The sequence below is a fragment of the Alicyclobacillus hesperidum genome (assembly GCF_900107035.1).
Classification (GTDB): Bacteria; Bacillota; Bacilli; order Alicyclobacillales; family Alicyclobacillaceae; genus Alicyclobacillus; species Alicyclobacillus hesperidum.
This window is the reverse complement of sequence record NZ_FNOJ01000014.1, coordinates 22,399-46,971: the sequence shown is the minus strand read 5'-3', so window position 1 is coordinate 46,971 and position 24,573 is coordinate 22,399. Positions and strand designations below refer to the sequence as shown.

Annotated in this window: 26 protein-coding genes; 24 read left to right on the top strand and 2 right to left on the bottom strand. The window is 54.9% G+C overall.

Translation table 11 applies throughout. From position 1 onward, the window contains the following. The 5 genes from BLU70_RS10610 (at window position 1) to BLU70_RS10590 (ending at window position 3,728) form a co-directional block, all read left to right on the top strand. Window positions 1–1,161 carry a gluconeogenesis factor YvcK family protein gene (locus tag BLU70_RS10610; protein WP_040289121.1) on the top strand — a complete coding sequence of 387 codons (1,161 nt, stop codon included), beginning with the start codon at window positions 1–3 and terminating at the stop codon, window positions 1,159–1,161. A gap of 11 nt (window positions 1,162–1,172) precedes the next feature. Beyond that, on the top strand, window positions 1,173–2,150 hold the full coding sequence (whiA, locus tag BLU70_RS10605) for a DNA-binding protein WhiA (RefSeq protein WP_006446523.1): 978 nt from the start codon (window positions 1,173–1,175) through the stop codon (window positions 2,148–2,150). A 79-nt stretch (window positions 2,151–2,229) separates the two neighbouring features. Then, window positions 2,230–2,493 carry an HPr family phosphocarrier protein gene (locus BLU70_RS10600; RefSeq protein ID WP_040289141.1) on the top strand — a complete coding sequence of 88 codons (264 nt, stop codon included), beginning with the start codon at window positions 2,230–2,232 and terminating at the stop codon, window positions 2,491–2,493. 96 nt (window positions 2,494–2,589) lie between these two features. Further along, window positions 2,590–3,126: a hypothetical protein gene (locus BLU70_RS10595; protein ID WP_058095254.1), complete on the top strand. Its 537-nt coding sequence runs from the start codon at window positions 2,590–2,592 to the stop codon at window positions 3,124–3,126. A gap of 86 nt (window positions 3,127–3,212) precedes the next feature. Beyond that, entirely contained in the window at window positions 3,213–3,728 is a 516-nt protein-coding gene (locus tag BLU70_RS10590; RefSeq protein ID WP_040289119.1) for a DUF402 domain-containing protein, read from the top strand. Window positions 3,729–3,804: 76 nt separating this feature from the next. Here BLU70_RS10590 and BLU70_RS10585 read toward each other — a convergent pair whose 3' ends face one another. Then, window positions 3,805–4,032 (bottom strand): hypothetical protein, encoded by a 228-nt coding sequence (locus tag BLU70_RS10585; protein ID WP_040289118.1) that lies wholly within the window; start codon window positions 4,030–4,032, stop codon window positions 3,805–3,807. 153 nt (window positions 4,033–4,185) lie between these two features. Between BLU70_RS10585 and mutY the strand changes: the two genes are divergently transcribed. The 8 genes from mutY to BLU70_RS10545 all read left to right on the top strand — a co-directional run bounded on the left by mutY (window position 4,186) and on the right by BLU70_RS10545 (window position 11,874). Next, window positions 4,186–5,331, top strand: a complete 1,146-nt coding sequence (mutY, locus tag BLU70_RS10580) for an A/G-specific adenine glycosylase (protein ID WP_074693435.1) — start codon at window positions 4,186–4,188, stop codon at window positions 5,329–5,331. 38 nt (window positions 5,332–5,369) lie between these two features. Next, window positions 5,370–6,023: a Bax inhibitor-1/YccA family protein gene (locus BLU70_RS10575; protein ID WP_058095256.1), complete on the top strand. Its 654-nt coding sequence runs from the start codon at window positions 5,370–5,372 to the stop codon at window positions 6,021–6,023. Window positions 6,024–6,149: 126 nt separating this feature from the next. Continuing rightward, complete coding sequence (gene leuS / locus BLU70_RS10570; RefSeq protein WP_040289116.1) at window positions 6,150–8,555, top strand: leucine--tRNA ligase; 2,406 nt, start codon at window positions 6,150–6,152, stop codon at window positions 8,553–8,555. 59 nt (window positions 8,556–8,614) lie between these two features. After that, window positions 8,615–9,313, top strand: coding sequence for a FadR/GntR family transcriptional regulator (locus tag BLU70_RS10565; protein WP_237716422.1), 699 nt, complete (start codon window positions 8,615–8,617; stop codon window positions 9,311–9,313). Between the two features lie 78 nt (window positions 9,314–9,391). Then, window positions 9,392–9,817: a hypothetical protein gene (locus BLU70_RS10560; RefSeq protein ID WP_100218613.1), complete on the top strand. Its 426-nt coding sequence runs from the start codon at window positions 9,392–9,394 to the stop codon at window positions 9,815–9,817. A gap of 241 nt (window positions 9,818–10,058) precedes the next feature. Then, entirely contained in the window at window positions 10,059–10,253 is a 195-nt protein-coding gene (locus BLU70_RS10555; protein WP_006446512.1) for a hypothetical protein, read from the top strand. 22 nt (window positions 10,254–10,275) lie between these two features. Beyond that, window positions 10,276–11,397 (top strand): sporulation integral membrane protein YtvI, encoded by a 1,122-nt coding sequence (gene ytvI / locus BLU70_RS10550; protein WP_237716423.1) that lies wholly within the window; start codon window positions 10,276–10,278, stop codon window positions 11,395–11,397. Beyond that, a complete protein-coding gene (locus BLU70_RS10545; RefSeq protein WP_006446510.1) occupies window positions 11,398–11,874 on the top strand; it encodes a DUF402 domain-containing protein in 477 nt (158 codons plus the stop codon). It abuts the gene before it with no gap. Between the two features lie 3 nt (window positions 11,875–11,877). On the opposite strand, the gene BLU70_RS10540 is transcribed toward BLU70_RS10545, so the two are convergent. Continuing rightward, a complete protein-coding gene (locus BLU70_RS10540; protein ID WP_006446509.1) occupies window positions 11,878–12,435 on the bottom strand; it encodes an RsfA family transcriptional regulator in 558 nt (185 codons plus the stop codon). Between the two features lie 186 nt (window positions 12,436–12,621). Between BLU70_RS10540 and BLU70_RS10535 the strand changes: the two genes are divergently transcribed. The 11 genes from BLU70_RS10535 to queG all read left to right on the top strand — a co-directional run bounded on the left by BLU70_RS10535 (window position 12,622) and on the right by queG (window position 24,570). After that, entirely contained in the window at window positions 12,622–14,898 is a 2,277-nt protein-coding gene (locus tag BLU70_RS10535) for a DEAD/DEAH box helicase (RefSeq protein ID WP_074693434.1), read from the top strand. A 3-nt stretch (window positions 14,899–14,901) separates the two neighbouring features. Next, entirely contained in the window at window positions 14,902–16,155 is a 1,254-nt protein-coding gene (locus BLU70_RS10530) for a ribonuclease H-like domain-containing protein (protein ID WP_074693433.1), read from the top strand. Between the two features lie 65 nt (window positions 16,156–16,220). Next, window positions 16,221–16,871 (top strand): YktB family protein, encoded by a 651-nt coding sequence (locus tag BLU70_RS10525; RefSeq protein ID WP_074693432.1) that lies wholly within the window; start codon window positions 16,221–16,223, stop codon window positions 16,869–16,871. A 12-nt stretch (window positions 16,872–16,883) separates the two neighbouring features. Further along, complete coding sequence (locus BLU70_RS10520; RefSeq protein ID WP_074693431.1) at window positions 16,884–18,317, top strand: bifunctional metallophosphatase/5'-nucleotidase; 1,434 nt, start codon at window positions 16,884–16,886, stop codon at window positions 18,315–18,317. Between the two features lie 4 nt (window positions 18,318–18,321). After that, complete coding sequence (nth, locus tag BLU70_RS10515; protein WP_074693430.1) at window positions 18,322–19,002, top strand: endonuclease III; 681 nt, start codon at window positions 18,322–18,324, stop codon at window positions 19,000–19,002. A gap of 28 nt (window positions 19,003–19,030) precedes the next feature. Further along, window positions 19,031–19,627, top strand: a complete 597-nt coding sequence (locus tag BLU70_RS10510) for a DUF2140 family protein (protein ID WP_006446503.1) — start codon at window positions 19,031–19,033, stop codon at window positions 19,625–19,627. Between the two features lie 137 nt (window positions 19,628–19,764). Beyond that, on the top strand, window positions 19,765–21,561 hold the full coding sequence (locus BLU70_RS10505; RefSeq protein ID WP_244885184.1) for a spore germination protein: 1,797 nt from the start codon (window positions 19,765–19,767) through the stop codon (window positions 21,559–21,561). Then, a complete protein-coding gene (locus BLU70_RS10500; RefSeq protein WP_074693428.1) occupies window positions 21,558–22,712 on the top strand; it encodes a GerAB/ArcD/ProY family transporter in 1,155 nt (384 codons plus the stop codon). Before BLU70_RS10505 ends, BLU70_RS10500 begins: the two co-directional genes overlap by 4 nt. Then, window positions 22,705–22,878: a hypothetical protein gene (locus tag BLU70_RS14640; RefSeq protein ID WP_176780886.1), complete on the top strand. Its 174-nt coding sequence runs from the start codon at window positions 22,705–22,707 to the stop codon at window positions 22,876–22,878. The genes BLU70_RS10500 and BLU70_RS14640 overlap by 8 nt, the downstream gene beginning before the upstream one ends. A 79-nt stretch (window positions 22,879–22,957) precedes the next feature. Beyond that, a complete protein-coding gene (gene rnhA, locus BLU70_RS10495) occupies window positions 22,958–23,398 on the top strand; it encodes a ribonuclease HI (RefSeq protein WP_040289114.1) in 441 nt (146 codons plus the stop codon). Next, the gene (gene queG / locus BLU70_RS10490) at window positions 23,395–24,570 is read left to right on the top strand and encodes a tRNA epoxyqueuosine(34) reductase QueG (RefSeq protein WP_006446499.1); all 1,176 of its coding nucleotides are present in this window, start codon (window positions 23,395–23,397) and stop codon (window positions 24,568–24,570) included. The genes rnhA and queG overlap by 4 nt, the downstream gene beginning before the upstream one ends. The last annotated feature ends 3 nt before the right edge of the window (window positions 24,571–24,573 follow it).

The window sequence follows — 24,573 nt, the reverse complement described above, 5'->3', positions numbered from 1 at the left end:
ATGCGACAGTGGTGGCTATTGGCATGGACCATCGCCTGCTTTGGCATGGGTATCTTGGCTGGCGTGGTCCGCTTGGCGCACTGGCCGCATGCGACGATGCTGGGTCTGGCCGTGTTATTGGCGGCCGTACTGTTGCTGGCCTTTGGCTGGTGGTCGGATATGCGGCAGTCGCGTCGGCGCCAGCGCTGGCAAGAGCGGCGCCTGAAAATCGTCGCCATCGGCGGCGGTACTGGTTTGTCTACCATCTTGCGTGGTTTGAAGGAATATCAGGTTGAATTGACGGCGGTCGTGACGGTTGCGGATGACGGGGGAAGTTCGGGGCGATTGCGCGACGACTTCGCCATGCCACCACCGGGCGATATTCGTAACTGTCTCGTTGCCCTGGCAGACACCGAGCCGCTTTTGGAGCGCTTGCTGCAGTTTCGATTTCCAGCGGGACAAGGGCTTGAAGGACATAGTTTCGGCAACTTGTTTCTCGCCGCCATGACGCACATCATGGGTGACTTCGAATCTGCGATCCGCGAAACAAGTCGGGTTCTGGCGGTGCGTGGCAAGGTCCTGCCCGCTGTGCGCGAGGACGTTCGCTTGCGAGCTCATTTGGCGGATGGCAGCGTGATCGAGGGGGAATCGAAGATCCCGGAGGCCGGTGGCCGCATCGAACTGTTGGAACTCGTTCCAAAGGATCTTGAACCGCTGCCAGATGTCTTGAGCGCGATCGCGTCGGCGGACGCCATCGTCGTCGGCCCGGGAAGCCTTTACACAAGCGTGCTGCCAAATTTGCTGGTTCCGGGCATTGCCGATGCCATTGCAGGCAGTAGCGCACGTAAGATTTACGTTTGTAACGTCATGACGCAACGTGGCGAAACGGACGATCTCTCTGCTTCAAGCCACGTCAAGGCGATTTACAAACACATTGGCAAGCCTTTGTTCGACTATGTGCTTGTCAATGCAGCTCCGCTTCCCGAGGAAGCATTGCAACAGTATCAGCAGCAGATGAGCTACCCAGTGCGTGTGGATATTGAAGAATTGAATCGACTGGGGCTCAAGGTGATCGCGCGCGATTTTGTGCATTATGCGACTTATGCCCGTCATGACAGTCGCAAGATCGCCGAACAAATCGTCAGCTTGCTCGGCTATGAGCGAGACACCAGGCGAGAATAGGAGACACGCGTATGTCGTTTGCCGCAGAGACCAAAAAAGAACTCACGCAATTGACGTCCGATGCGGCGGCATCGCGTTTCGAATTGATGGCTATCCTTGCTCTGGGGGCCGTATTTAAGACTTTTGATGGGCGAAGCGAACTCGCGATCGAAACGGAAAATGTTGCGACTGCGCGGCGAATTTACACATCGCTGAAGGATCTCTGCCACGTTCGTCCGGAAGTCGTCGTGCGCAAGAAGATGAGGCTGAAGAAGAACCATGTCTACACGGTACGTTTGCCGCGGGTGCAGGCGGAAGCAGTTCTATCGGATTTGGGGTATCACGGTTCTTATGAGGAGGGTCCTCTGTCGGCAGCCTGGGATCTCCCGCCTGTGGATGAGTGGCGGCGCGCGTTTCTGCGGGGCGCATTTTTGGCTGGTGGTTCCGTCAATGCACCTGGTAGCTCCTCGTATCACTTGGAGATCTATGCCCCATCGCGCGATTTGGCACATTGGGTGCACGAATTGATGAACGCATACGAGTTGCACGCGCGGATGACCAATCGGAAAAAAGGTTACATCGTGTACATCAAGGAAGTCGAGAAAATTGTGGACTTCTTGAACATTATCGGCGCGGTGCGAGCTTTATTGCAGTTTGAGGATAGAAGGATTTTAAAGGGTATGCGCAATCAGGTGAATCGCTTGGTCAATTGCGAGACTGCTAACATGAACAAGACGATTTCCGCGGCGGTTCGCCAATTGGAGCATATTCGCTGGATTGAGCAGACCATTGGCCTCGACAGCCTGCCGGAGCATCTTCGGGAGGTGGCGGACATCCGCTTGCGTCACCCAGAGGCCAACTTGCAGGAGCTGAGCAAGCTTCTCAACGGGCGCGTTACCAAGTCTGGGTTGAATCACCGCTTTCGTAAATTAGAAGAGATTGCGTTGCAACATCGCGATCGTTCAAATATTGGACAACGGACTGTCAACGATTCGTCAGATTTGGTCTAGAAACGCCCCTGTAACCGCTATCGAGTGGGCCTTGGCGCGTGTTATACTCAAAACAAATCATGAGAAACTGGTGATGAAGATGGTGGAAAGAGAAACCACTGTGCGTTTGCAGGGAGGTTTGTTCGCTCGCGCGGCTGCAAAGTTTGTGCAGGAGGCAACGACGTTCAAATCGGAAATTTTTATCGAAAAAGACGGTCGTACCGTCAATGCCAAAAGCATCATGGGTGTCATGTCGCTGGCTATTGCATCCGGGCAGAAGGTGGTTTTGCGGGCTGACGGTTCGGATGAAGAGACGGCTGTTGAGCAACTGAGCCAGCTGATTGAGTCGGATCAACTGTTTTAAACGCTCCTTACTCTCCGCTGCTTTCCTCCTCGCCCCGTTCTGTCCCGAGCGGCTTGTTCATATTCATAGTCGTGAAGGAAGCATGGGGGTGAGTCCATGCAATCACGCATGAATCTTGGGCGCCGCCGCCGCATTCCCATATGGATCATGGCTGTACTGGGTGCGCTGGTACTGCTTTTTATGTTTGAGGCGTATCGGTTGGTTATGCCTTTTGTCTCCCGCAATCCGCTGTATCACGAGGTCAACTTCGGACAAACCGTGATCGACAACTGGGAATACGAAGGTGAAAACGAAGAGGGTTACCTGGAATTTTACAATCCGACTACGGGTGGCCATTCAATGTTGCCCCCGAGCGCAAAGTTGTTTGGCGCCGACGGCAAATGGGTTGTCATTGAGCACGCGGATGCCGCGTCGCTCACCTATGCGGAACCTTTGGAGAGTGCGCCACCATACTGGTATTTGATCATGCTGGCCATGATTGGAGGCGGTTTTTGGTGGATGATGCATCGACGTCGGGCGTTGCGTAAAAAGCGTATGTATCTGCGGGGGACGCGCAAAGAAACCATACATGTGCCGACCGTCAAGCGGCGTCCAAAGCGATTTCGCGCCAAATCTTCGCGCAGGTTGTGGTAAGGGACGGCAGCCTTGGCTTTGTGTTTTCCGCAACTCATGGTAGTCTATATGGAAAAGCGGATTTCACGGAGTCAGGAGGGGCGTGTGTGGCGCTTCGAGCAGGCCGCGTCCAGCAGATACATAAACGGGAAGAGCGCGGGATCGACCGATCGAATGAGCCGTTCACCATCGACAAGTTCTTTCGGCGCCCGGGGTTGGTCGTCGTGGAACGCCCCGCTTTTGAGCACGGCTACAGCAATCACATGCGGGAAATTTATCCGCAGTGGGGGATTGCCGTAAGCACGTGCATGGATCAAGGGGTTCCCGTTAAGCATCCGCGGCTTCGGTTTGATCACTATGTCGATCTCGTCAAGGTCTGGGAAGACCAAGAGTACATATACGTTGAGGATATGTATGTGGACGTGCTGTTGTACGAACGGTCGTACTACCATATCATCGATCTCGAGGAATTTGGGGAAGCGTTGTTCACACGGCAGGTCAGTATGGCTGAGGCGCGCCGGGTATTGGACAACACGCAAAGGTTTGTAGACAGCTTTAAGCGTAGTCGGCTATCGTATCAGGTTTGGAAACATAAGTATGGTATTCATCGCCGCTACCCTTGACTGAACACTGCTCGTCGGCGCCGTTCCCCCTGGAAACGGCGCATCGACGAACCAGCAGAGCGATGGTTACCCGAATTTACTCCTGGATTTCGCTCATCACTTCCTGAGCGATTTCCATCGCACTGCTGTTATTGCTTTGGGAGCCGCTATTCCTGCCTTGGACTTGGCGCACTGCTTCCCACGCGGCGATGCCGACACTCGCGCCAATCAGCAGGGCGGTCATCGTGCCGACGCCATTGCCGCGACGGCGCGGCATCATGCGCTGGCGCGCCATGCCCGTCATTGCGTTCATCACATTCCACATGGACAGCACCCCCCAAAACATATTGTGTCCGCAATCCGACACAGTATGAACGAGTAAACTGGAATCCTCGGTTGTTTTCGCCGCCGCGAAGTTTGACTTTCTGGCTTATCCAATGCGTCGACATGTACATTGCGCGAGAACGGGAGGTTTGGCATGCACTCGGCGGAAAGCTTGGCTGATTTCGCTCATACATTAGTGGCGTGGTATCGCGTCAACGCCCGCAAGCTCCCGTGGCGTGAAACCACGGATCCATACCGCATTCTGGTCAGCGAGACCATGTTGCAACAGACGCGGGTGGAAACCGTAATCCCGTATTATCACCGCTTTGTTGAGGCGTATCCAAACGCCGTCGCGCTGGCGGATGCGGCCGAGGATGACGTGATGAAACTGTGGGAGGGGCTTGGTTATTACCGCCGGGCCCGCAATTTGCACCGAGCGATGCAAGTCGTCCGGGATGCCTATGGAGGTGAGATCCCGGATGATGCCGAGGCTGTTCGCGCCTTGCCGGGGGTTGGCCCATACACGGCAGGTGCGGTGATGAGTATCGCGTTTAACCGGCCGCAGCCCGCTGTAGACGGCAATGTGTTGCGCGTCATGGCCCGCTTCTTATCTATCACTCATCCCGTTGACCTGCCCGCGACCAAGCGTACGATCACCGATGCGGTCGATCTCGCCATCCACACGGAGGAGCCACGCTTGTTGACACAAGCGTTGATGGAACTCGGCGCACTGGTTTGCGTTCCGCGCCGTCCACGTTGCGAGATGTGTCCAGTCGCTTCCGCTTGTCTGGGACGGCAACAGGGCACGGCGCCGGAATTGCCGTTGAAAACGGCGAAAAAAGCCCGCCGCAAGGTCACGGTTGTGGCACTTTGGATTGAGCGGGACGGGGCTTTGCTCGCCGAGCGTCGCGCGGACGACGGCTTGCTGGCGGGGATGTGGCAACTGCCGATGGTTGAACTGCCGGACGATCCGCCGTATAGCAGAGACCAGTTATACCTTGCGGCTCGCACACGATTGCATAAACTCGCATTCGGCAATACCATAGAGGAGGACGTGTCGTCTGTTGCCGAAAAGCCCGCGGCAGTTGATTTTGTGATTGCGGCGGAGGCAAGGCACGTCTTTACGCACCTAGAATGGCGGGTTGTCGTTGTGCGGCCAGTTGGGTATCATCAGGTACACATCGCAACTCAATCTGACGATGCGATGTGGGTTCCACGCGGCGAACTGTCCAAGCTTGTGTGGCCTAAAGTCTATCAAACGCTTCTCTCACAGCTGCTTCATGGCTTGCTCGTTCTTTAGGGGACGATGAATGGAGAAGGCTAAAGGAGGACATCGGCATGCAGCAGACCTATACGATTACGCAAAATCGCCTGTTGGGACGTGTGTTTTTAGGCCTGTTTGGCACCTTGTTGACGGCATTGGTCGGCGTGTTGGCTGGCACGCAACTACCCATGGGTTTGATACCTGTACTTAGCCTCGTCGAACTTGGGATGATTATCTACGCGATGTTCCGGCAGCGCACGCGTGCCATCGGTTTTCCGTTTGTGTATCTCTTCACCTTCATTTCTGGCATCACGCTGTGGCCCATTATCAGCTATTACGCGGTTGGTCTTGGTGTCGGTATCGTGATCAAAGCGCTGGCCGTAACGGCTGGTGCGTTTCTTGTCGCGTCGTTTGTGGCAACGCGTTCGTCGATGGATTTTTCGTTCCTTGGTGGCTTTTTGTTCATCGGAATGCTGGCTTTGCTCTTGATGGGTATCGTGTCTATTTTTACAGGGTTTTCATCGGTGGCAAGCCTCATTTATGCGTTTCTCGGCGTTGCTATCTTCGTCGGCTATGTGTTGTTTGACGTCAATCGCCTGGCGCAGTACGGCGTGGCAGAACAACACGTGCCGTGGATGGTGCTCTCGCTGTACTTGGACTTCGTCAACCTGTTCCTGTTCATCCTGCGCTTGATGGGGATTATGGGCGGATCGTCCGATCGCCGTTAAGTTAGAAATCGACATCAACAGACACGGCCTGGCGCCGTAGGGAACTCTCGTCCTATAATACGGACGAGAGTTTTTTGTCAGAATGCGGCCATGTGGCCGCCGACGCACCTAACAGGGGGACAAGACATGGAATACAAGCCACAGGAAATTGAACGCAAGTGGAAGGAACGGTGGCGGGAGACGGGCGTACATCGCGCTCACGGCAAAAGCGGCAAGCCGAAGTACTACTGCCTCGATATGTTTCCCTATCCGTCCGGCAACGGTCTGCACGTTGGCCACTGGCGGGGTTACACAATTTCCGACGTATGGAGTCGATATAAGCGGCTGCATGGATATGAAATTCTGCACCCGATGGGCTGGGACGCGTTTGGCCTGCCGGCTGAGAACTATGCGATTCAAAACGGCATTCATCCGCGCATCGCAACGGAGCGCAACATCGCAAATTTTAAGCGCCAGCTCGAAGAGATTGGTGCGATGTACGACTGGGAGCGCGAGGTCAACACGACTGACCCGTCGTTTTATCGTTGGACCCAGTACTTTTTTGTCAAAATGTTTGAACGCGGCCTGGCATATCGCAAGAAGATGCCCATCAACTGGTGCCCAAGCTGTAAGACGGGCCTTGCCAACGAGGAGGTCGTCGAAGGCAAGTGCGAGCGCTGTGGAGCTGAAGTGACCAAGCGCGAAATGGATCAGTGGATGCTGAAAATCACGGCATATGCGGATCGCTTGCTGGACGACTTGGACAAGCTGGATTGGCCGGAACATGTCAAGCGCATGCAGCGCGCTTGGATTGGGCGCAGCGAGGGAGCGCGCATTCGCTTTCAGTTGGTCGATCACGATGGCGAAATTGAAGTATTTTCGACGCGACCGGATACCATCTATGGAGCTACCTACATGGTGTTGGCACCGGAACATCCGCTCGTGCAGAGCATTACTACACCTCCCCAACGCGCGGCGGTCGAGGCGTATATCGAGGAAGCTCTGCGCAAATCCAATATCGAGCGGCAAGTGGTTGATAAGACGAAGACCGGCGTTTTCACGGGCGCGTATGTCCAACATCCCTTGCTTGACCGCAAGTTGCCGGTATGGATTGCCGACTACGTGCTGATGGATTACGGCACAGGTGCCATTATGGCCGTACCTGCGCACGATGAGCGGGACTACGAATTCGCGAAGCAGTTTCAACTTGACATCATTCCGGTCGTGAAGCCTTTAGCGGGCGAGACGGAGGAACTGTACACGGGCGATGGCGTCATGTATAACTCAGGCCCACTCGACGGACAAACGGTGGCCGAGGCAAAAAAGGCGGCCATTGATTTGCTTGCGCAAACGGGGCATGCGGAAGCGGCCGTCACCTATCGCCTGCGCGACTGGGTGTTTGCCCGTCAGCGGTATTGGGGCGAGCCCATCCCGATTGTACATTGCCCAAAGTGTGGTGCGGTGGCGGTGCCGGAAGATCAGTTGCCGGTTACTTTGCCTGACGTCGAGCGCTACGAGCCGACGGGCACCGGTGAATCGCCGCTGGCGGCTATTCCGTCATTTGTTCATACGACCTGTCCGAAGTGCGGCGGTCCGGCTGAGCGCGAAACCGACACCATGCCGCAGTGGGCTGGTTCTTGCTGGTATTTTTTGCGGTATGCCGATCCCCATAACGACAAGGCACCTTTCTCGAAGGAGGCCATCGATTATTGGCTGCCTGTCGACATGTACATCGGGGGTGTCGAGCACGCGGTGTTACACCTTTTGTATTCGCGTTTTTACGTCAAGTTCATTTACGATCTCGGACTTATTCAGTTCGACGAGCCGTTCCAACGCCTTTTCACGCAAGGCATGATCACACTGAACGGGGCAAAGATGAGCAAATCGAAGGGGAACGTCGTCAACCCTGACGACATCATCGCAGCCTACGGTGTCGACGCGTTGCGCATGTATGAGATGTTTGTCGGCCCTCCGGAAGACGAAGCGGAGTGGAGCACCAACGGCTTGGAAGGGGTCGCCCGTTTCCTCAGCCGCACATATAGGCTAGTCAGCGCCCATGCTGCGAACCCATCTCGCGAACGCCCGGCACTCACCAAGTTGCGTCATCGCTTTGTCGCTTCGTTGACTGAGCGCATGGAAGGTTTTCGCTTTAACACAGCAGTGAGCGCGTTTATGGAATACGTCAATGCCCTGAGCAGTGAAGCGAAAGACGGTATTGACCGGGCGTCACTAGAAACCTTGACGGTTGCGATCGCGCCGTTCGCACCGCACCTTGGCGAGGAAATGTGGTCGCTATTGGGTCACGAATCCTCTGTCTTTGATGCAACTTGGCCGACGTATGACGAAGCGTGGCTGAAGGATGACGAAGTTGAAATTGCCGTGCAAGTGAACGGGCGCGTTCGGACGCGCTTGACCGTGGCTGCCGATATTGGCCAAGAAGACGCCATCGAGCGGGCAAAGGCCTTGCCGGAACTGGCTGAGTGGGTCGAAGGCAAAGAGATCGTCAAGCAGATTTACGTGCCAGGGCGGTTGGTCAACATCGTCGTGCGCTGACGATGCACGCATTTTTTCGGGCCGTACAATGGCCGTGGCAACTGTAGGGAGGTGGCAGCGTGGACGGCAGAACCCCAAAGAAGCTGTATATGCAGATTGCCGACGATATGCGCCGGATGATCGAGCAAGGCTTGTTTCAACCTGGGGAAAAGCTGCCCACGTTGCAGGCATTGGCAGAGCAGTTCGGCTGTAGCCGCGCGACCGTTCGCGAGGCGCTTGGGGCGCTGCGCGGACAGGGACTGGTTGAATTTCGACACGGTAATGGCACGTATGTGCGTACGGCATCGGTCGAGATGTGGATGCAGCCTCTCGATGCCGCAATCCTTCTTGGCTTGGACGAGGTGCGCGACCTGATCGAATTGCAGACAGCTGTGCTCGCCGGTATTGCGCACGCTGCAGCGAAGCGACGAGGCGGATCGGACTATTCGGCGCTGGCTCGTGCTTTATTTGAACTTGAGTCCTCGGGGCGGCACAGTGAGCACCGCATCGCCAGTGAACTGCACTTTTATTCCGTACTGGCCGAGTGTGCCGCTAACCGTGTGCTCGAAAATGCGTTTCGCGTCCTGCAAGAGGCCTTGCGCAGCAGCTTGCGCGTGCTTAACCCGAAGCTCGATCTCGGTCTGCGTACGTGTCGCTCCATCTATGATGCGGTGCAAATGGAACGTCCTGACTTGGCGCGTGAAGTCGTGTATGCATATGGCGAGGAACTGTTGCGTGCGATGCAACTGAAAAAACGGACGCCCAAATCGGCGTTCTGAGGTTCTGCTCGCCGCCGTTTTATGTTATACTGTTGATGAAAGCGCTATCAATTATGTGCTTCTGAAAGGTTGATTTACGTGGTACAAAAAATGCTGGTGGCTGCTTGCTCGGAAGAGGATCGACTGCTGATTGAACGCGCTCTTGGCGCAGGCATCGACGTGCGAGTGCTCACTTGCTTTGAAGACGTTCATCATAAGGTGCGAGCTTGGTACCCCAACCGTACCATGTTAGTTCCAGCTCATAAAGCGACTGTAAAAGCGGCTGTACAAAGTGCGCAGTTGGACATCGCGATCGTCCGTGAAATGAACGATGCCATTCGGTCGGCGCTGCTGATTCAGACCTTGCGCGAGGCGGGCGTGCCACAGGTGATTGTCATTTGTAAAGATGAGTCGCGCGCGCAGATGTATCGTCGTTGTGGGGCAAACAATGTTGTGGTGGTAGATCACCGGGAAGACGCGTGGGATCGCATCATGCCGTACCTGCATCTGCATGTCTCCGCGTGATGGTAGACGCAGGCCGCAGGGCTAGACGCGGCTGTGGCCTGAACAATGGGTCCATCGCGAGCAAGGTGAGCGCAGCAAGAATCGTTCACTACTCATTGGTATCATTCTGACTCCTCTTCAATAAGGCACCCCGAAAATGAGCTTGGTGATTCCCTTCCTTCTCTGCACGCGCGAGGTCTTATGGTATGATGATCACATCAAATGACCTGTTGGTCTCTATAACACAATTGGGGGGAACGTCATGTCTGTTCCCGTGCGTCTGATGTTTTTTGGTATTGCATTGTTCACGATGGCCTTACTAGCCGCTGGTGCGATGCTCATGGCCGTAGGGCATCATGGATGGCTCTCAGCCTTGAGCTACGTGATTGGCATACTACTTGCCGGCGTTGGCTTTATGTTGCGTCGCCGGTTTATCAAACCCACAGCCGCTGAATAAAGGAGCGCTTTGCTTGCAAGGGATGGGACGCGAAGTGCAACTGCGCCGCTATTTATGGCGCGCCCTTGAAGTCTGCATCATGCTCGCGTTTATCGCGGCCGTCGCACTGACGCTAGCGTACCTCATGCAGTACATTTTGCCGTTTGTGATTGGCTGGATTTTTGCCATCCTGCTCATCCCCGTCGTGCGATTGTGTGAGCGTCGGGGCATGCGACGGCTGACATCGGTACTCAGCGTCATGACCGTTGCGGTTGTGGTTGCGCTGGCGATTTCCGTCGGTATCATCATCGGCACGCTGCGCGAAGCCACATCCTTTTTAACGCATAGTCAATGGTTCTTAAAAGCGGAATTGTTTCAGTTGGAACAGCGTCTTGATGGTACGCAACCTCTCTACGGCCAATTGCCGCCGCAGGTAAGTAGTGCAGTGCAATCCGCGGTTACGCAGTTCGTCCACGGACTGGAAGGTAGCGTCCATAAGTTCGTCACATCGCTCATCTCCATTGTTACGCATTTACCTGACACGTTGTTTATCTTTGTGATTTCTGTCGTCACCGCGTTTTTTATCTTGCTACGGCGTGAACGCATGCTTGCATCTTTTTATCGCTTACTTCCGCCTGGTTGGGCCCCAAAAGTCAACGTCGTTTTTACGGACATGGAACGCGCGTTTCTTGGTACAATCCGCGTACAGTTCATCCTCATGTGTCTATCTGCGTTTCTTGGGGTCATCGGCATGTACATCTTGCGTTTTCCGTACGCCGTCCTGCTTGGCATTTTATTTGGGTTGACGGGTTTGGTTCCCATTGTCGGATCGGCGTTGCTCACGGTGCCATGGGCGGTTGGGGCGCTGGTCATGGGTGATACTGCGACGGCGGTGAAGGTGCTCGCACTACAAGTGATCATCTCTCTCATTAGGCATGCTATCGAGCCGAAGATTCTCGCGGAAAGCGTTGGCTTGGACACGTTGACGACGCTATTCGGATTGTATGTGGGTTTGAAGGTGTTGGGCGTGATCGGGCTATTCATTGGCCCCATCGTTTTGATTGGAGCGAAAGGCCTTTTGCGTACGCGCCTATTCGTCGATTTTCTACCACATGAGTCGGAGCGGAGCGAGAAAGTTGACGGTGGTGCGGGAGGGGATGGTTAATTGCGCTTCATCAGTTTGCGTTATGATGGGCAACTCCATCGCGTATGGCAACGCGTCGAAAAGGTAAACATCCCGGGCTGCTATTTCATTCCGGCTGGTGCAACCGTACGGGAACGCGATGGCACGACATGGAGTTCGGATTACCCCGTTGCCGCGCTGTTTTGGCCCGGCGTGTTTTACCAAGTTTTTGTGCTTCTCAAACCGGAAGTTACCGATTATTATGCCAACGTGATTACGCCGGCAATCTTCGGGACCGACGTGGTATTTATCGATCTCGATTTGGACGTGCGCGTAGAGAGCCATCGCGTTTCGCTGGTGGATATGGACGAGTTTACGCGGCGCAGTCACCTCTATCCACAGAGTTGGCGGGGCGAAGCCATGGCTGCAGCTGAGCGTTTGTTTGCGATGGCGAAAAAGGGCAGTGGACCGTTTCGGCCCGCACTCGCTGCCGCGCTGCGGGCCAAACTTTGTGTATGACACTCAAGTTCCAGCCGGACGGTTGTCACCTAATAGCTTGCGAGCCCGCTCCATGATGGCGAAAAGTGTGCGCGAATCTTCTTCGAGCTGTTCGGGCGAGAATGGTTGTTCAAACGCCTTGCCCTGCGCTTGCAATTGGGCTTCGAGGGTTTCCACGCGCTCCGCAAGAAATTGCTTTTCCTGCTCGATTTGGCTCACGTACGCCTTAAGTTTCTGATATTGTTCGTCGAACGTCTGCAGGAACGTGATCACCTCGAGCATAGATGCACTCGTCTCGGGCTGCAGTGATTTGCCGGGTGTAGTTATATCGGCCTTTGTCTGCTGTGTTTTTCGTTCTTGTTTGGCCGCTTCGATCTCGTTTTGATAATGTTTTCGGATCACGCCATTCCAGCGGTAACCGCAGGCTGCTGCCGTTCTCCCGAGCAGTGTTGCTGCTTCTTCGAAAGCCTTGAGTTGCGTGCTGCCTGAGCGGATATGTTGCAGAACGAGTTCGGCCAAACGAGTATCATCGTCGGGAGTCCACGCATCTGAGCGTGTCGCCCATTTCTCAACCGTTTGCAAGGTGATTCCTCCCTCTACTCGGTACTATACCTTATTGCCATGCTGTACAAGATTCATACCCTCTCTATCGAGGGCTGTATTACATGCTATGATTGATTTTTCAAATCGTGACTGAATAGGTGACACATTAAAGGAGTTTTTCGTAGGCAACTTTACACAAGGTACGAGTGAAAGCGGATGGTATGAATGGTTTTGGAGCAAGTATTGGAAGAGTGGCGGCGAGATGAGGCGTTTGCGGCACAAGTAGCAGCATGGGATGTTGCGCCAGCGCGACTCGGTCGATTTCGCGAGATCCCTAAGGCGCTTCATGAGGATGTCAAACAAGCTCTGATTGCGCGTGGTATTGAGCGATTGTACAGCCATCAGGCGGAGTGCTGGGATGCGCTTGCGGCGGGTCGCGATATTGTTGTCGCCACACCGACGGCAAGTGGCAAGACCCTTTGTTATAACATGCCTGTACTCGATACCATCTGTCGCGACCCGAGTGCTCGGGCCTTGTACATATTTCCGACCAAAGCCCTGGCACAGGACCAAGTGGCAGAGCTCAACGAGTGGATTGGACGCTTGCGAACGCAAGTACAGTCGTTCACATACGATGGCGATACGCCTGTACATGCGCGACAAAGAATTCGCGAAGCGGGGCACATCGTGGTCACGAATCCTGACATGCTGCATGCCGCAATTCTGCCGCACCATACAAAGTGGCTTCGCCTGTTTGAAAATCTACGTTATGTCGTCATTGACGAAGCCCATATCTATCGCGGTGTCTTCGGTAGCCATGTGGCCAATGTGTTACGGCGGCTACAGAGGATTTGCGCATTTTACGGCTCGCACCCACAGTTCATCTTTAGTTCTGCCACAATTGCCAACCCAGGTGAACTGACGTCGCGTCTGTGTGGCCGGGAGACGATGGTCATCGATGAGTCTGGAAGCCCTGAAGGCGAACGGCACACCGTGGTTTACAATCCACCCATTGTGCACTCGCAGTTAGGTCTTCGGGCCTCGTCGTTGCAAACGGCCAGACGCCTGGCACGTAGATTATTGGACTCTGAGGTCTCAACCATAGCATTTGTCAAAACGCGCACACAGGTTGAAGTACTAGCTTCCTATTTGAAAGCAGACGCGCGTGAGCGGTTGCGCTCGCGGATCGTCGGTTATCGTGGAGGTTATCTCCCGAATGAGCGCCGTGCCATCGAACGAGGGCTGCGAAGTGGTGATATTCTCGGTGTCGTCAGTACGAACGCTTTAGAACTTGGCGTGGATATCGGCTCCTTACAAGCGGCCATCACGGTTGGCTATCCAGGCTCCATCGCTTCCATTCGTCAGCAGAGCGGCCGCGCTGGGCGCCGAAAGGGCATATCTCTTGCGCTGTTTGTGGCAAATGCCTCGGCGCTTGACCAATATTTGGTGCGCCATCCGGAAGCCTTGTTGGCGGGATCGCCAGAAGCAGCTCGCATTTACCCGGATAACTTGTTGATTCTTATGGATCACTTGAAGTGCTCGGCTTACGAGTTACCATTCGCCGCTGACGAGTCGTTTGCCGTCGAAACAACTGCTGAATTGCTCGAATATCTGGCCGATGCACGCGTGCTGCACAAGGGCAGCGACAATCGCTATCACTGGATGGCCGACGCGCTGCCGTCGCATGGCATATCGTTGCGCAGTGCGGCGCAGGAGAATGTCCTCATCATTGATCAAACGGACGTGGCAAGGCCGATTGTCATCGGTGAAACAGATCGCTTTAGTGCTCTCACGACGTTGCACGAAGAGGCTATCTATTTGCATCAGGCAAAGTCCTATCAAGTAGAAAAGCTCGATCTCGACAATGGCAAAGCGTATGTGCGGGCGGTCGATTGCGACTACTACACGGACGCTGAGCTCGCCGTCCGTCTGCAGGTGCTTGATGAGTTGCAGCATGTCGAAGGGGCAGGCGTCATACACCGCACGGGCGAGGTTGCCGTCAATGCGACGCCAACGTTGTTTAAAAAAATCAAGTTCGATACGCACGAGAATCTCGGCTGGGGGCGCATTCATTTGCCAGAGGCCGAATTGCATACGACAGGTTACTGGTGCACGTTCGACCAAGACTTGCTCGCGGTCGGATCTGACGCGTGGGAGTCGGCTCTTAAAGGCTTCGGCCATCTGCTTAAACACGCGGTTGCGCTTCATTGCATGTGTTCCGTGTCGGATCTTCACGCGGCTGTCCAAGTGCGCGATCCGCTTTACATCCAGCCAACGGTCTACGTGTACGACGCCTATCCGGGAGGCATTGGCATTTGTGAGCGGGCGTTTCGGGATCGTGATCTGATCTTACAGTCTGCACTCGACATGGTTCGCGGTTGTCGTTGCGAGTGGGGGTGTCCGGGCTGTGTCGGGCCGGGAACCGAGGAAGAGCAACTGAAACAAATGGTCGAAAAGCTGGTGGTGCGTTGCCTTGATGGTCGGCCGCTACAGGAGGTTTAAACGATGGCGCGAAGCCTGCTTGATAAGCTGCGCGCATTGGAACAAAGCGTCCGTGGGGTGACAGGTGACCCGGTGGCGACTGACGACAATCCGTCCATGTCTGGTGATCATTGTAAAACCAGTGCATGCACACCGCGCGATGAGGAGTTATTGGAGGCTGGCTTTCGTCAGGTCGCGACGGACGCAGGACACTGTTGGTGCCGTACGACATCGTTTGACGTGTTTACGAAGCATGGGGAGCGTCCATTCCTCGATGTGTTTGATCTCGACCTTGCCCCCGTGGCCAAGTTGGCGAAGGCACCCATCGCCATTGCTAACCTGCGCTTTTATGACACGGAGACGAATGGGTTGGGACTTGGCAGCGGTACACTTCCATTTTTGCACAGTGTCGGCTATTTCATAGACGATGAATTTTGCGTCGATCAATACTTTGTCGACGATTACGGGGCTGAGGGTGCGGTGCTTGCGGCGATGGAAGCGGGACCGCTCGGCGACACAGAAACAGTGGTCGTAACCTTTAACGGCAAATCGTTTGACTGGCCGCTTTTGCAAAATCGCCGAGTCCTTCACCAAATGCCGCGCATTGAACGCACGCAACTAGATCTTCTACATCCGAGTAGACGCCTTTGGAAGGACGTTCTCGGTCGCGTATCGCTGGCGGAGGTCGAGCGTCTGCTTGGGGTAACGCGAATGGATGATTTGCCAGGGCGTGAGGCACCAGCGCGTTATTTTGAGTTTGTCGGGGGAGCGCCGTTTTCGGTGATGGAGGATGTGTTTCGGCACAATTTACACGATGTCTGTTCACTTGTAGGCGTGCTCATCGCGATCGCCGAAGCCTTGTCGGGGCATGCAGTCTATATGGCGACAAGGCCCAATTTGGCGATAGCGACTTGGTTTGACGCTTGGCACGATTGGGAAGCGGCTGCAAACGCGTATCGGCGGGCAGTGGTCGCGGACGATGCCGATTGGCGCGCGTTTTGGCTGTTCAGCCTCTTTCTCAAGCGGCGTGGGCTGTGGGACGAAGCAGTTCGTCTTTGGTGGGAGATGGCGGAGAGCTATCCCCAGCAACCGGAACCGCTCGTTGAACTCGCCAAGTATTACGAGCATCGTGCCATCGAATTGCATGCGGCAAAACAGGCGACTTCATTGGCGTTAGAGCGAGTACAACGAGCATCTAGGGCAGAAGCGGCTTTGCTCCACAGGCTGGAGCGCATAAAGCGCAAATTAGCGACCATGACGCGTGTCGATCTTGCCTGACTCTATGGTCTTGTCTAGTCTAGGGAGGAAGGTAGATGCACGCTACACGCAGCTGATAAAGTGAGGTGCCGCGATTGTTCAACGGTTTTGACGAAGCGGATTTTGACGTGTTTTTCATTCCAGGTCTAGAACCGCGTATGACAGCTATTCGGGCGCGAATCCAGCCAAAACTCGCGGTACTCGGTGATTACTTCGTGCCATTTTTGTCTGAGCGGCTGCAATCTTCGATGTATGCCCATGTCGCCAAGCACGCGCGCCGCACGGTAAACCCGCCAAGTGATACGTGGGTCGCGTTTAGTGCGAACAGCCGCGGCTATAAGCAACATCCACACTTCCAAATTGGGATTTGGCCTACACATGTCTTTGCGGCGTTCGGCTACATTTACGAAGCCAAAGACAAGGTGGCGTTTGGACACTATTTGCAGGCACAAGCGAGTGAGATTCAACGAATTGTACCAGATGATTTTATCTACATACCGGATCATACACAGCCTTCGTCCATTCCGGCGGCACAAGTTGCGGATCGCGAGATTGCGGCGTTTGGCGAAAGGCTTGTACAGGTAAAAAAGGCGGAATTGTTGATTGGTCGGCGCCTGGACAAAGAACTTGCCATCACCCATTCGGGGGCTCAGCTGGTGGAGTGGGTCGAGAGCACATTCACGCCGCTTTGTAAGCTGTGGATTGAGGCGAGCCGGGCACAGGTCAGCCATGGATGATGAGGTGAAGGCGTGCGCGTCCATCTTTTGCACATGAATGACGTTCACAGTCGTTTAGAGAGTTACATGCGTCTTGGACAGCAACTAAGGGCATTGAGATCGCGCCTAGAGGACCTTGGCGAGCCGGTGCTCACGTTCGACATCGGGGACGTGCTTGATCGGGTCCGCCCCGAAACCGAAGCCACCATGGGCACACTCAACGCGGAGATGATGGCTGCGCTTGGCGTGAACGGCTGGGTGTTTGGCAATAACGAAGGGCTGACCATTCCGGTTCAAGACTGGCCTGGTTTGGTGGCGAGAGCGAACACTTCTGTATTTGGGACCAATCTGCGCCAGCCCAACGGCGACCCGTTTCCCTTTTTTATCGATACGCACGTGTTTGACGTACATGGCGTTCGCGTCGGCGCGTTCGGATTGACGCCGAATTACGATCTTCCCTACGAGATGCTTCACGTACAGCCGCTCGATCCGTTCGCCTGTGCCCGCACTGCGGTGAAAAATCTACGATCCGCAGGTGCCCATATCGTCGTTTGCCTGTCCCACCTTGGATTGCGCGATGACCGTCGGCTGGCTGCGATGGTGCCCGGCATCGATGTAATTCTCGGCGGGCATTCGCACGAGTCGATGCCAAGGGCAGAATACGTCGAGAAGACAGCCATTTTCCAACCTGGCAAGCATGCAACTGCATTTGGTCATACCATCATCGATTGGGACGGTCGAAGTGTCCAGCAAGTCGTCTCGAAGCCTGTTCCGGTGTTGCACGAAACGCCGTTTGACATGGCCATGGAGCAGGTCTACCGCAGGTACGAGGAGCATATACAAGCGATCCTCGGGCGTCCAGTCGCGTCGCTTGCGGAAGGGCTGCCCATTGTCTATCACGACGAATCGACTTTCGCAAATCTGCTGGTCGACGTGTTGTTTGACGAATTTCAAGGCGATCTCGCCGTGATGATGACGGGTGCGCTAAACGCCAGCCTTTTGCCGGGGACTTTGACATTGGAGGATTTGCTCGCAGCTTGTCCAACGCCAACTCGCCCAATTGTTGTAAGCCTGACGGGGCGCGAGTTACAGGCCGCCATCGAACAAGGCATTCAGCCTGAAACGTACGGTCGCTTGGGTATCGGCTTCGGCTTTCGGGGAGGGAAGATTGGTTATCTTGTGATCGCAGGAGCGGTCGTCGAGTTGGTGGACGATGGTGAGCGCCAGCACGTCCGTCGCATTCTGCACCAAGGCAGAGAATTGGAACCGGATCGGACCTATCGCGTCATCACCTGTGAGTATCTCTGGCTTGCACCTGTTTTCCAGCCGTTTCGCGCCGCCCGCGATATCACGTATCAACCACCATTGGTGCGGGAAGTTCTGATTGCCCGCATCGCGGATGAAGGGCGGATCGAGCGGGCGAAGTTGCGGCGTTACGTCCGTGTGTCCGCCGCAAAGAGGGGATGAGACGATGGCCTTGTTGACTAAGCGAGAGACGGCGGAAGTGGTTGCGCGTTTGGCGGAACGTTATCCAGATGCCAAATGTGCACTCAACTTCACAACCCCTTTTGAGTTGCTCATTGCGACCATGCTGTCCGCACAGTGTACAGATGCTCGCGTCAACATGGTGACGGCACGCCTGTTTCAAAAGTACCAAGGGCCCAGGGCCTTTGCTACTGCGACACCTGAGCAAATGGCAGAAGATATTCGCGAGGTGGGGCTGTTTCGCACAAAGGCTCAGAACATCGTTGCAACGGCGCGCATCCTGCTCGAGAAATACGGTGGTGAAGTGCCGAAAAACCGCGAGCAGCTAGTTGAGTTGCCCGGCGTTGGCAGAAAGACGGCAAACGTCGTACTATCCAACGCTTTTGGCATTCCTGCGTTTGCCGTCGACACACATGTTCAGCGCGTGACGAACCGCATCGGCATTGTGAAGAGCGACGATCCATTAAAAACCGAGGAACAGGCGTGCCGCAAATTGCCGCGCGAAATGTGGACGCAAGCCCATCACTTGTTCATCCACCACGGTCGGCAAATTTGCGTCGCGCGCAAACCCAAGTGCGATATCTGCCCAGTTTTCGAGCTGTGTCACTACGCCCGTGAGCAAGTGCGGCTCGCGGCGGGAAACCAGCGGCGCAAGGCAGAACCCTGAGCAAAGGGTTGGAGGAGGCGTCTTCGAGATGGCCTGGAAGCGTGCGTTTATCATATTGTTGTCGATCAACTTGCTCATCGTCATAGCTGCTCTTATCGTTTGGAATACATTCCCGACCAAGAACCAGTCGACCGGTGGGGCCGCTCCTTTGGTTGCCGGTCAACAGCCAGCGGTCGAAGTCCAAATTGGTCAGGAGGCCATTAACGCATATCTGTCATATGCTATCGCTCACGATGAAGAAGTGGGCAAGATTCTCGGCTCGGCAAATGTCCAGTTCGATCACGATTGGAATTGCGACTTTGGCATTCGTTTGTTGGGCAAAATCGTACCCTTTCACCTCGTGCTCACACCAAAGGTGACAGCGGGTAATCTTGTCCTTCACGTCGACAGCGCTTCGATGTCGTTTTTTCCAATCCCGAACAGCATTTTGTTTTCGGTTCTGGAGCGAGCGCACACGCCAAATTGGGTGGAGATGAACGCGAGTCAAGACGATGTCGAGATCGATTTCTCGAAGCGGCCGCAGCGTCCGTTCGGCATTCGGATGTTGAATTACTCGGAAGCCACAAAAAAGCTAGCCCTCCAATTGACGATTTCCCCACAAGCTGTAATGCCCGGAAACCAATAAATCCCTATCTGTGCATCATAAGAGTAAATTTTGTCCCGGCGCCGAGGTGGCGGCGGGATAACTTTTTGTCACCTGTCGCACCCTACGAGACATGAAACAAATGGTTTGCGAGACGATGGGAGGGTGCGTCGGTGGATATGAGCTTTACAGGGGCACTTAAACGCCTGTTGACGGTCGACGATTCGATGCTCGACGACCAGTTTTCACTCGCCGACGATGATCCGTCAGAACCAGCTGACACCTACGGAGAGACGCCGCAGCCGGAGACGGTCAATTTCACCACTGCGGAAAACAAGACAGATACCTCAAAGAAGCCTGTCTCGATGCGAACGTTTCTGCGGAGAGCGACAAAAGAGTATGAAGAAGCGGTGGAAAAGGCTCATGTGGGCCAGGATGACGAGATCGAATGTGACATCGATGAGATGAAGCGGCGCTTGGAACGCTTTTTTCACTTGCCACAGAACAAAGATATCGTGATCCGGGAGTTTCGCGTCGGCGTTGACACCAAGGCGCCATGGCGCGGTATGGCAGTGTTTGTTGATGGGCTATCCGATAAGAACGTCATCAACTCGGCCATTCTTGAGCCGTTGATGATTTTGACGCACGTGAGCGAGGAAAACCCGCGGCGAACACTGGAGTACGTCGTGGAGAAACTGCTTCCCAGCAATCAATCGCAAATCGTGAACAAGTGGTCAGAGGCAGTGGCCAATATTCTGACAGGATCGACAGTACTGTTTCTGGATCGCTGCAATGGTGCGCTCGTCATGGAGACCAAGGGATGGGAACATCGATCCGTATCGACGCCACAGACGGAAAATGTCGTCCGTGGTTCGCAGGATGCGTTTACCGAAAACTTTCGCGCGAACACCGGCTTGGTTCGTGCCCGCCTGCGCACGGAGCACTTGGTCACCGAAATTCACAGCGTTGGCAATCTGGCGCGGACCGACGTCGCCATCATGTACATTCATGGCGTGACAAATCCGAAGCTGGTACGTGAGGTGCGTCGGCGCATATCGCAAATCGACGTCGACTTTGTCCTCGATAGCGGCATGTTGGAGCAGTTTATCGAAGATCGGCCGAGCATGCTGATCCCGCAGGTCATGGCGACGGAACGACCGGATCGCGTCGCGGCTTCTCTGGCTGAAGGCTACGTGGCTCTGTTTGTAGGCAATAGCACGTATTGTCTCATTGTCCCGGTGGTTCTCTGGTCCTTGGTGCATAGCTCGGAGGATTCCAATATTCGCTTTTTGCCAGGCACGTTTATGCGACTCATTCGGTGGATCGCGCTGTTTACGGCTTTGTTGCTACCAGGTCTGTATGTGGCAGTCACCAATTATCATGCAGAAATGTTGCCAACGGATCTGATGCTTGCGATTGCCGGTAGTCGCGAACAAGTGCCGTTTCCGGTCGTGGTGGAAGTTCTGCTCATGGAATTTGCAATCGAGCTGATTCGGGAAGCCGGCATTCGCATTCCTTCGGTGATTGGTCCGACAATAGGCATTGTCGGTGCGTTGATCATTGGCCAGTCGGCCGTACAGGCGGGCATCGTCAGCCCCCTGTTGGTCATCGTCGTGGCGACGACTGCACTCGCTTCGTTCACGGTGCCCAATTACGAATTGAGTATGGGTATTCGGATTATGCGTTTTGCCTTTTTGATTGCCGGCGCCGTACTTGGATTTTACGGCATTGCTATTTTGTTTGTCGTGTATGTCGTTCGTTTGTCGATGCTCAAATCGTTCGGTGTTCCGATTTTATCGCCCATCGCGCCGTCTAGTGGCGCATCGCGCGACGTTTTGTTGCGCGGACCACTCTGGTCGATGAATAAGCGTCCATCCTTTTTGTATCCTCTGCGAAGCTGGCGCCAAAAGCCCATGTCCAGGCCATGGAGCGCGCCCACGCGCAAGTCAACTGGGAAAGAGGGGGGAGAAACATGAGCCAGTCGGCGCGGCGCAACGCCAAAGTGCCGGGCTCCGAGATGACGGCGATGCTTATCATCTTCGTCAGCACCAATGCGTTTCTTACCTATCCACGTTACATCAGTTTAAATGGGTATGAGGCGGCTTGGATGGAGCCTGTTTTTTCAGGCGTGTTGACGCTTATTTTATTTTTCTTGGTCGAACAGTTATTGCGCAGGTACTTTAAAAACCTGGACATTGTCGAGGTTTCGAAAGAAGTGTTTGGAAGGTTTGGCGCCATCCTGATCGCGCTTGTATTCTCCCTGTATTTCTTGTGTTCGACGGCCGCGGTGATGCGCGAGTTTACAGAAAACGTGGTCAGCACGGTGTTGCCTTCGACCCCCATTCTGATTGTCGGCGCGGTGTTCATGTTTGCGGTGGGATACATCGTGTATGGTGGTATTGAGGGTATTTGTCGAACCGCGTTCATCTTTTTGCCGATACTTTTAGTTGGGCTCGTTGCCGTCTGTCTGATGACCGTCAACTGGTGGCATCCTTACATGCTTTTGCCGCTCTGGGGGACGGGGCCAGAACAGGTTTTGCGAGGCTCTCTTCAATACAGTTCGATTTTCGCCAACGTGTTGTTGCTGACCATTATTTACCCACACGTTCACGATACATCGAAAATGCGGCGTATTGGTTTTGTCAGCATAGTGGTCTCGACACTGTTGCTTGTCGGGCTCATGCTTACCTATCACATGGTTTTCCCGGCCGCAGAAACGGGAAAGACGTCGTTTGCCTTGTACAGGTTGGCGCGCATGATTCATCTTGGGCCTTTTTTTCAAAGGCTGGAGAGTATCTTCATCTTTTTGTGGGTGACCGCTGCAACTGTGCGCATGGCCGTCACCTTGTGGGGGTGCTCATACTTGCTCGGCAAGGCGTTCGGTTGGCCCACGTATCGGCCGGCGGTACCCGCACTTGTCCTGTTGTCGTTCTCCCTAGGCATGTGGCCTGAAAACTGGATTCAGGTCATCAATTTCGACGGCACCTACTTACTTCGTTGGGGATGGATTGTCGTGTTTGCGATCCCGATTGCGGTGTTATCGATTGGTGCCATGGTGAGATCGATGCGCGGAGGCGGTCGTTTGCACGGGGGCCAGCGCGGCCGAAGGAGGATGCAGCGTGTTTAAGTTCCTGTTTGCCATGATCATCCCCGTGATGATTTTTGTATACACGATGTCCTTCACTCGTTGGGTCGGCAGTCGCGCCGGTGCGACTGCGCAGATATCCGCCGGTACACTGGGCATTTTATCGTTGGCCGTCAGCGCAGCTGTCCTCTGGAAACTGTTGACTTGATGTTTGACCGTCCAGCTGACCCGGTATATTCTGTTCTGGATTGAATGCCACCTTGTTGGTGGCAGGGAGGATGACGCCTATGGAAAACCGCGAACCGGTTATTGTCTATACCGACGGCGCTTGCTCCCGGAATCCGGGGCCGGGTGGCTGGGCAGCGATCTTGCAATGGAACGATAACGTTAAGGAATTGTCCGGAGGCGAGCGCGACACGACGAATCAGCGCATGGAAATTCGCGCCGTGATCGAAGGATTGCGGGCTTTAAAACGCCCATGCGACGTGGTGATTCACTCAGATTCGGCCTATGTCGTCAATTGCTTTCAGCAGAAGTGGTATGTGAACTGGCAGAAAAACGGATGGCGCAACAGTAAGGGAGATCCTGTTCAAAACAAGGACCTGTGGGAAGAGCTGCTTTCCGCGATGAAACCACACAACGTGCGCTTTCAAAAAGTCAAGGGACACGCCGGTGTACAATGGAACGAACGCTGTGACGAACTCGCGCGGCAGGCGATTCCGCGATGACCTCCTCTGTACAACTCACGCGGCAGGATATTGCGGATATGGCTGCTGCGCTTCATCTCCCGGAGATTGGCGTCACAGATGCACAACCGTTTCCCGAGTTGATTGCACCACTTCTCGCGTATGAAAAGCGGGGGCGAACAGGGTTTGAAGCTGGCGATCTCGCCGCGCGAACACAACCATCTCTATGGTTTCCGGAGGCTAAGTCGATTGTTGTCGCCGCGTTACCTTACATGACGCCAGATGGGCAAGCGCTGGCAAGGTCACATCCGCGCGGCGGACTGCGCGGTCAAGCCTCTGGCTACACCTATGGTCAGGACTATCACGAAGTCTTGCGGGATCGCCTGACGCAACTGCAGATGGCAATTGCAGAGCGCTTAGGAAGGCCTGTCGCTGGGCGCATCGCGGTGGACACTTCGCCGCTCGTCGACAGACGGGTGGCAGAGCGCAGTGGTGTTGGTTGGGTTGGGAAGAATGGCATGTTATACAGCCAACGCTACGGATCATACGTGTTTTTAGGCGCTTTGTTACTCGACGTCGAAATTGCCGATGCGAGCGCACATCCGCCTGCCGTTGGCCGTCATTGCGGCACCTGCGAATTGTGCATGACCGCATGTCCGACAGGGGCCATCGTGGGGCCTGGCCAACTGGATGCGACGCGTTGCCTGTCGTACATCACGCAGATGAAGGGTGTGATTCCCCGTCCATTTCGCAAAAAAATGGGGCGTCGCGTTTGGGGATGTGACGTGTGTCAGACGGCGTGCCCGGTGAACCGGTTGCGCGAAGCGCCGGACGATTCCGCCTTTCATCCCAACGCAGAGCTTGCGTTTCCCGACCTGGTCGAACTCCTTCAAATGTCCAATCGTCGGTTTCTGCGCGTGTATGGGGAGACGGCAATGGGTTGGCGAGGCGTGCGAACGTTGCAGCGCAATGCACTCATTGCGCTTGGCAACATGGGACGTGTGGAGGCCATACCACACATTGAGCCATTTCTGCAATCGGAACGGGCGGAATTACGGGCGAGTGCAGCGTGGGCGTTGGGTGAGATTGGCGGCCCAGATGCCGTAAGGCTCCTGCTGGATGCACGCGCCGTGGAATCGGATGCGCAGGTGCAATGTGAGATAGCGGATGCCATTGAGGCGGCGCGGAAGAAGACGCGGGAGAGGGAGGCTTGAATG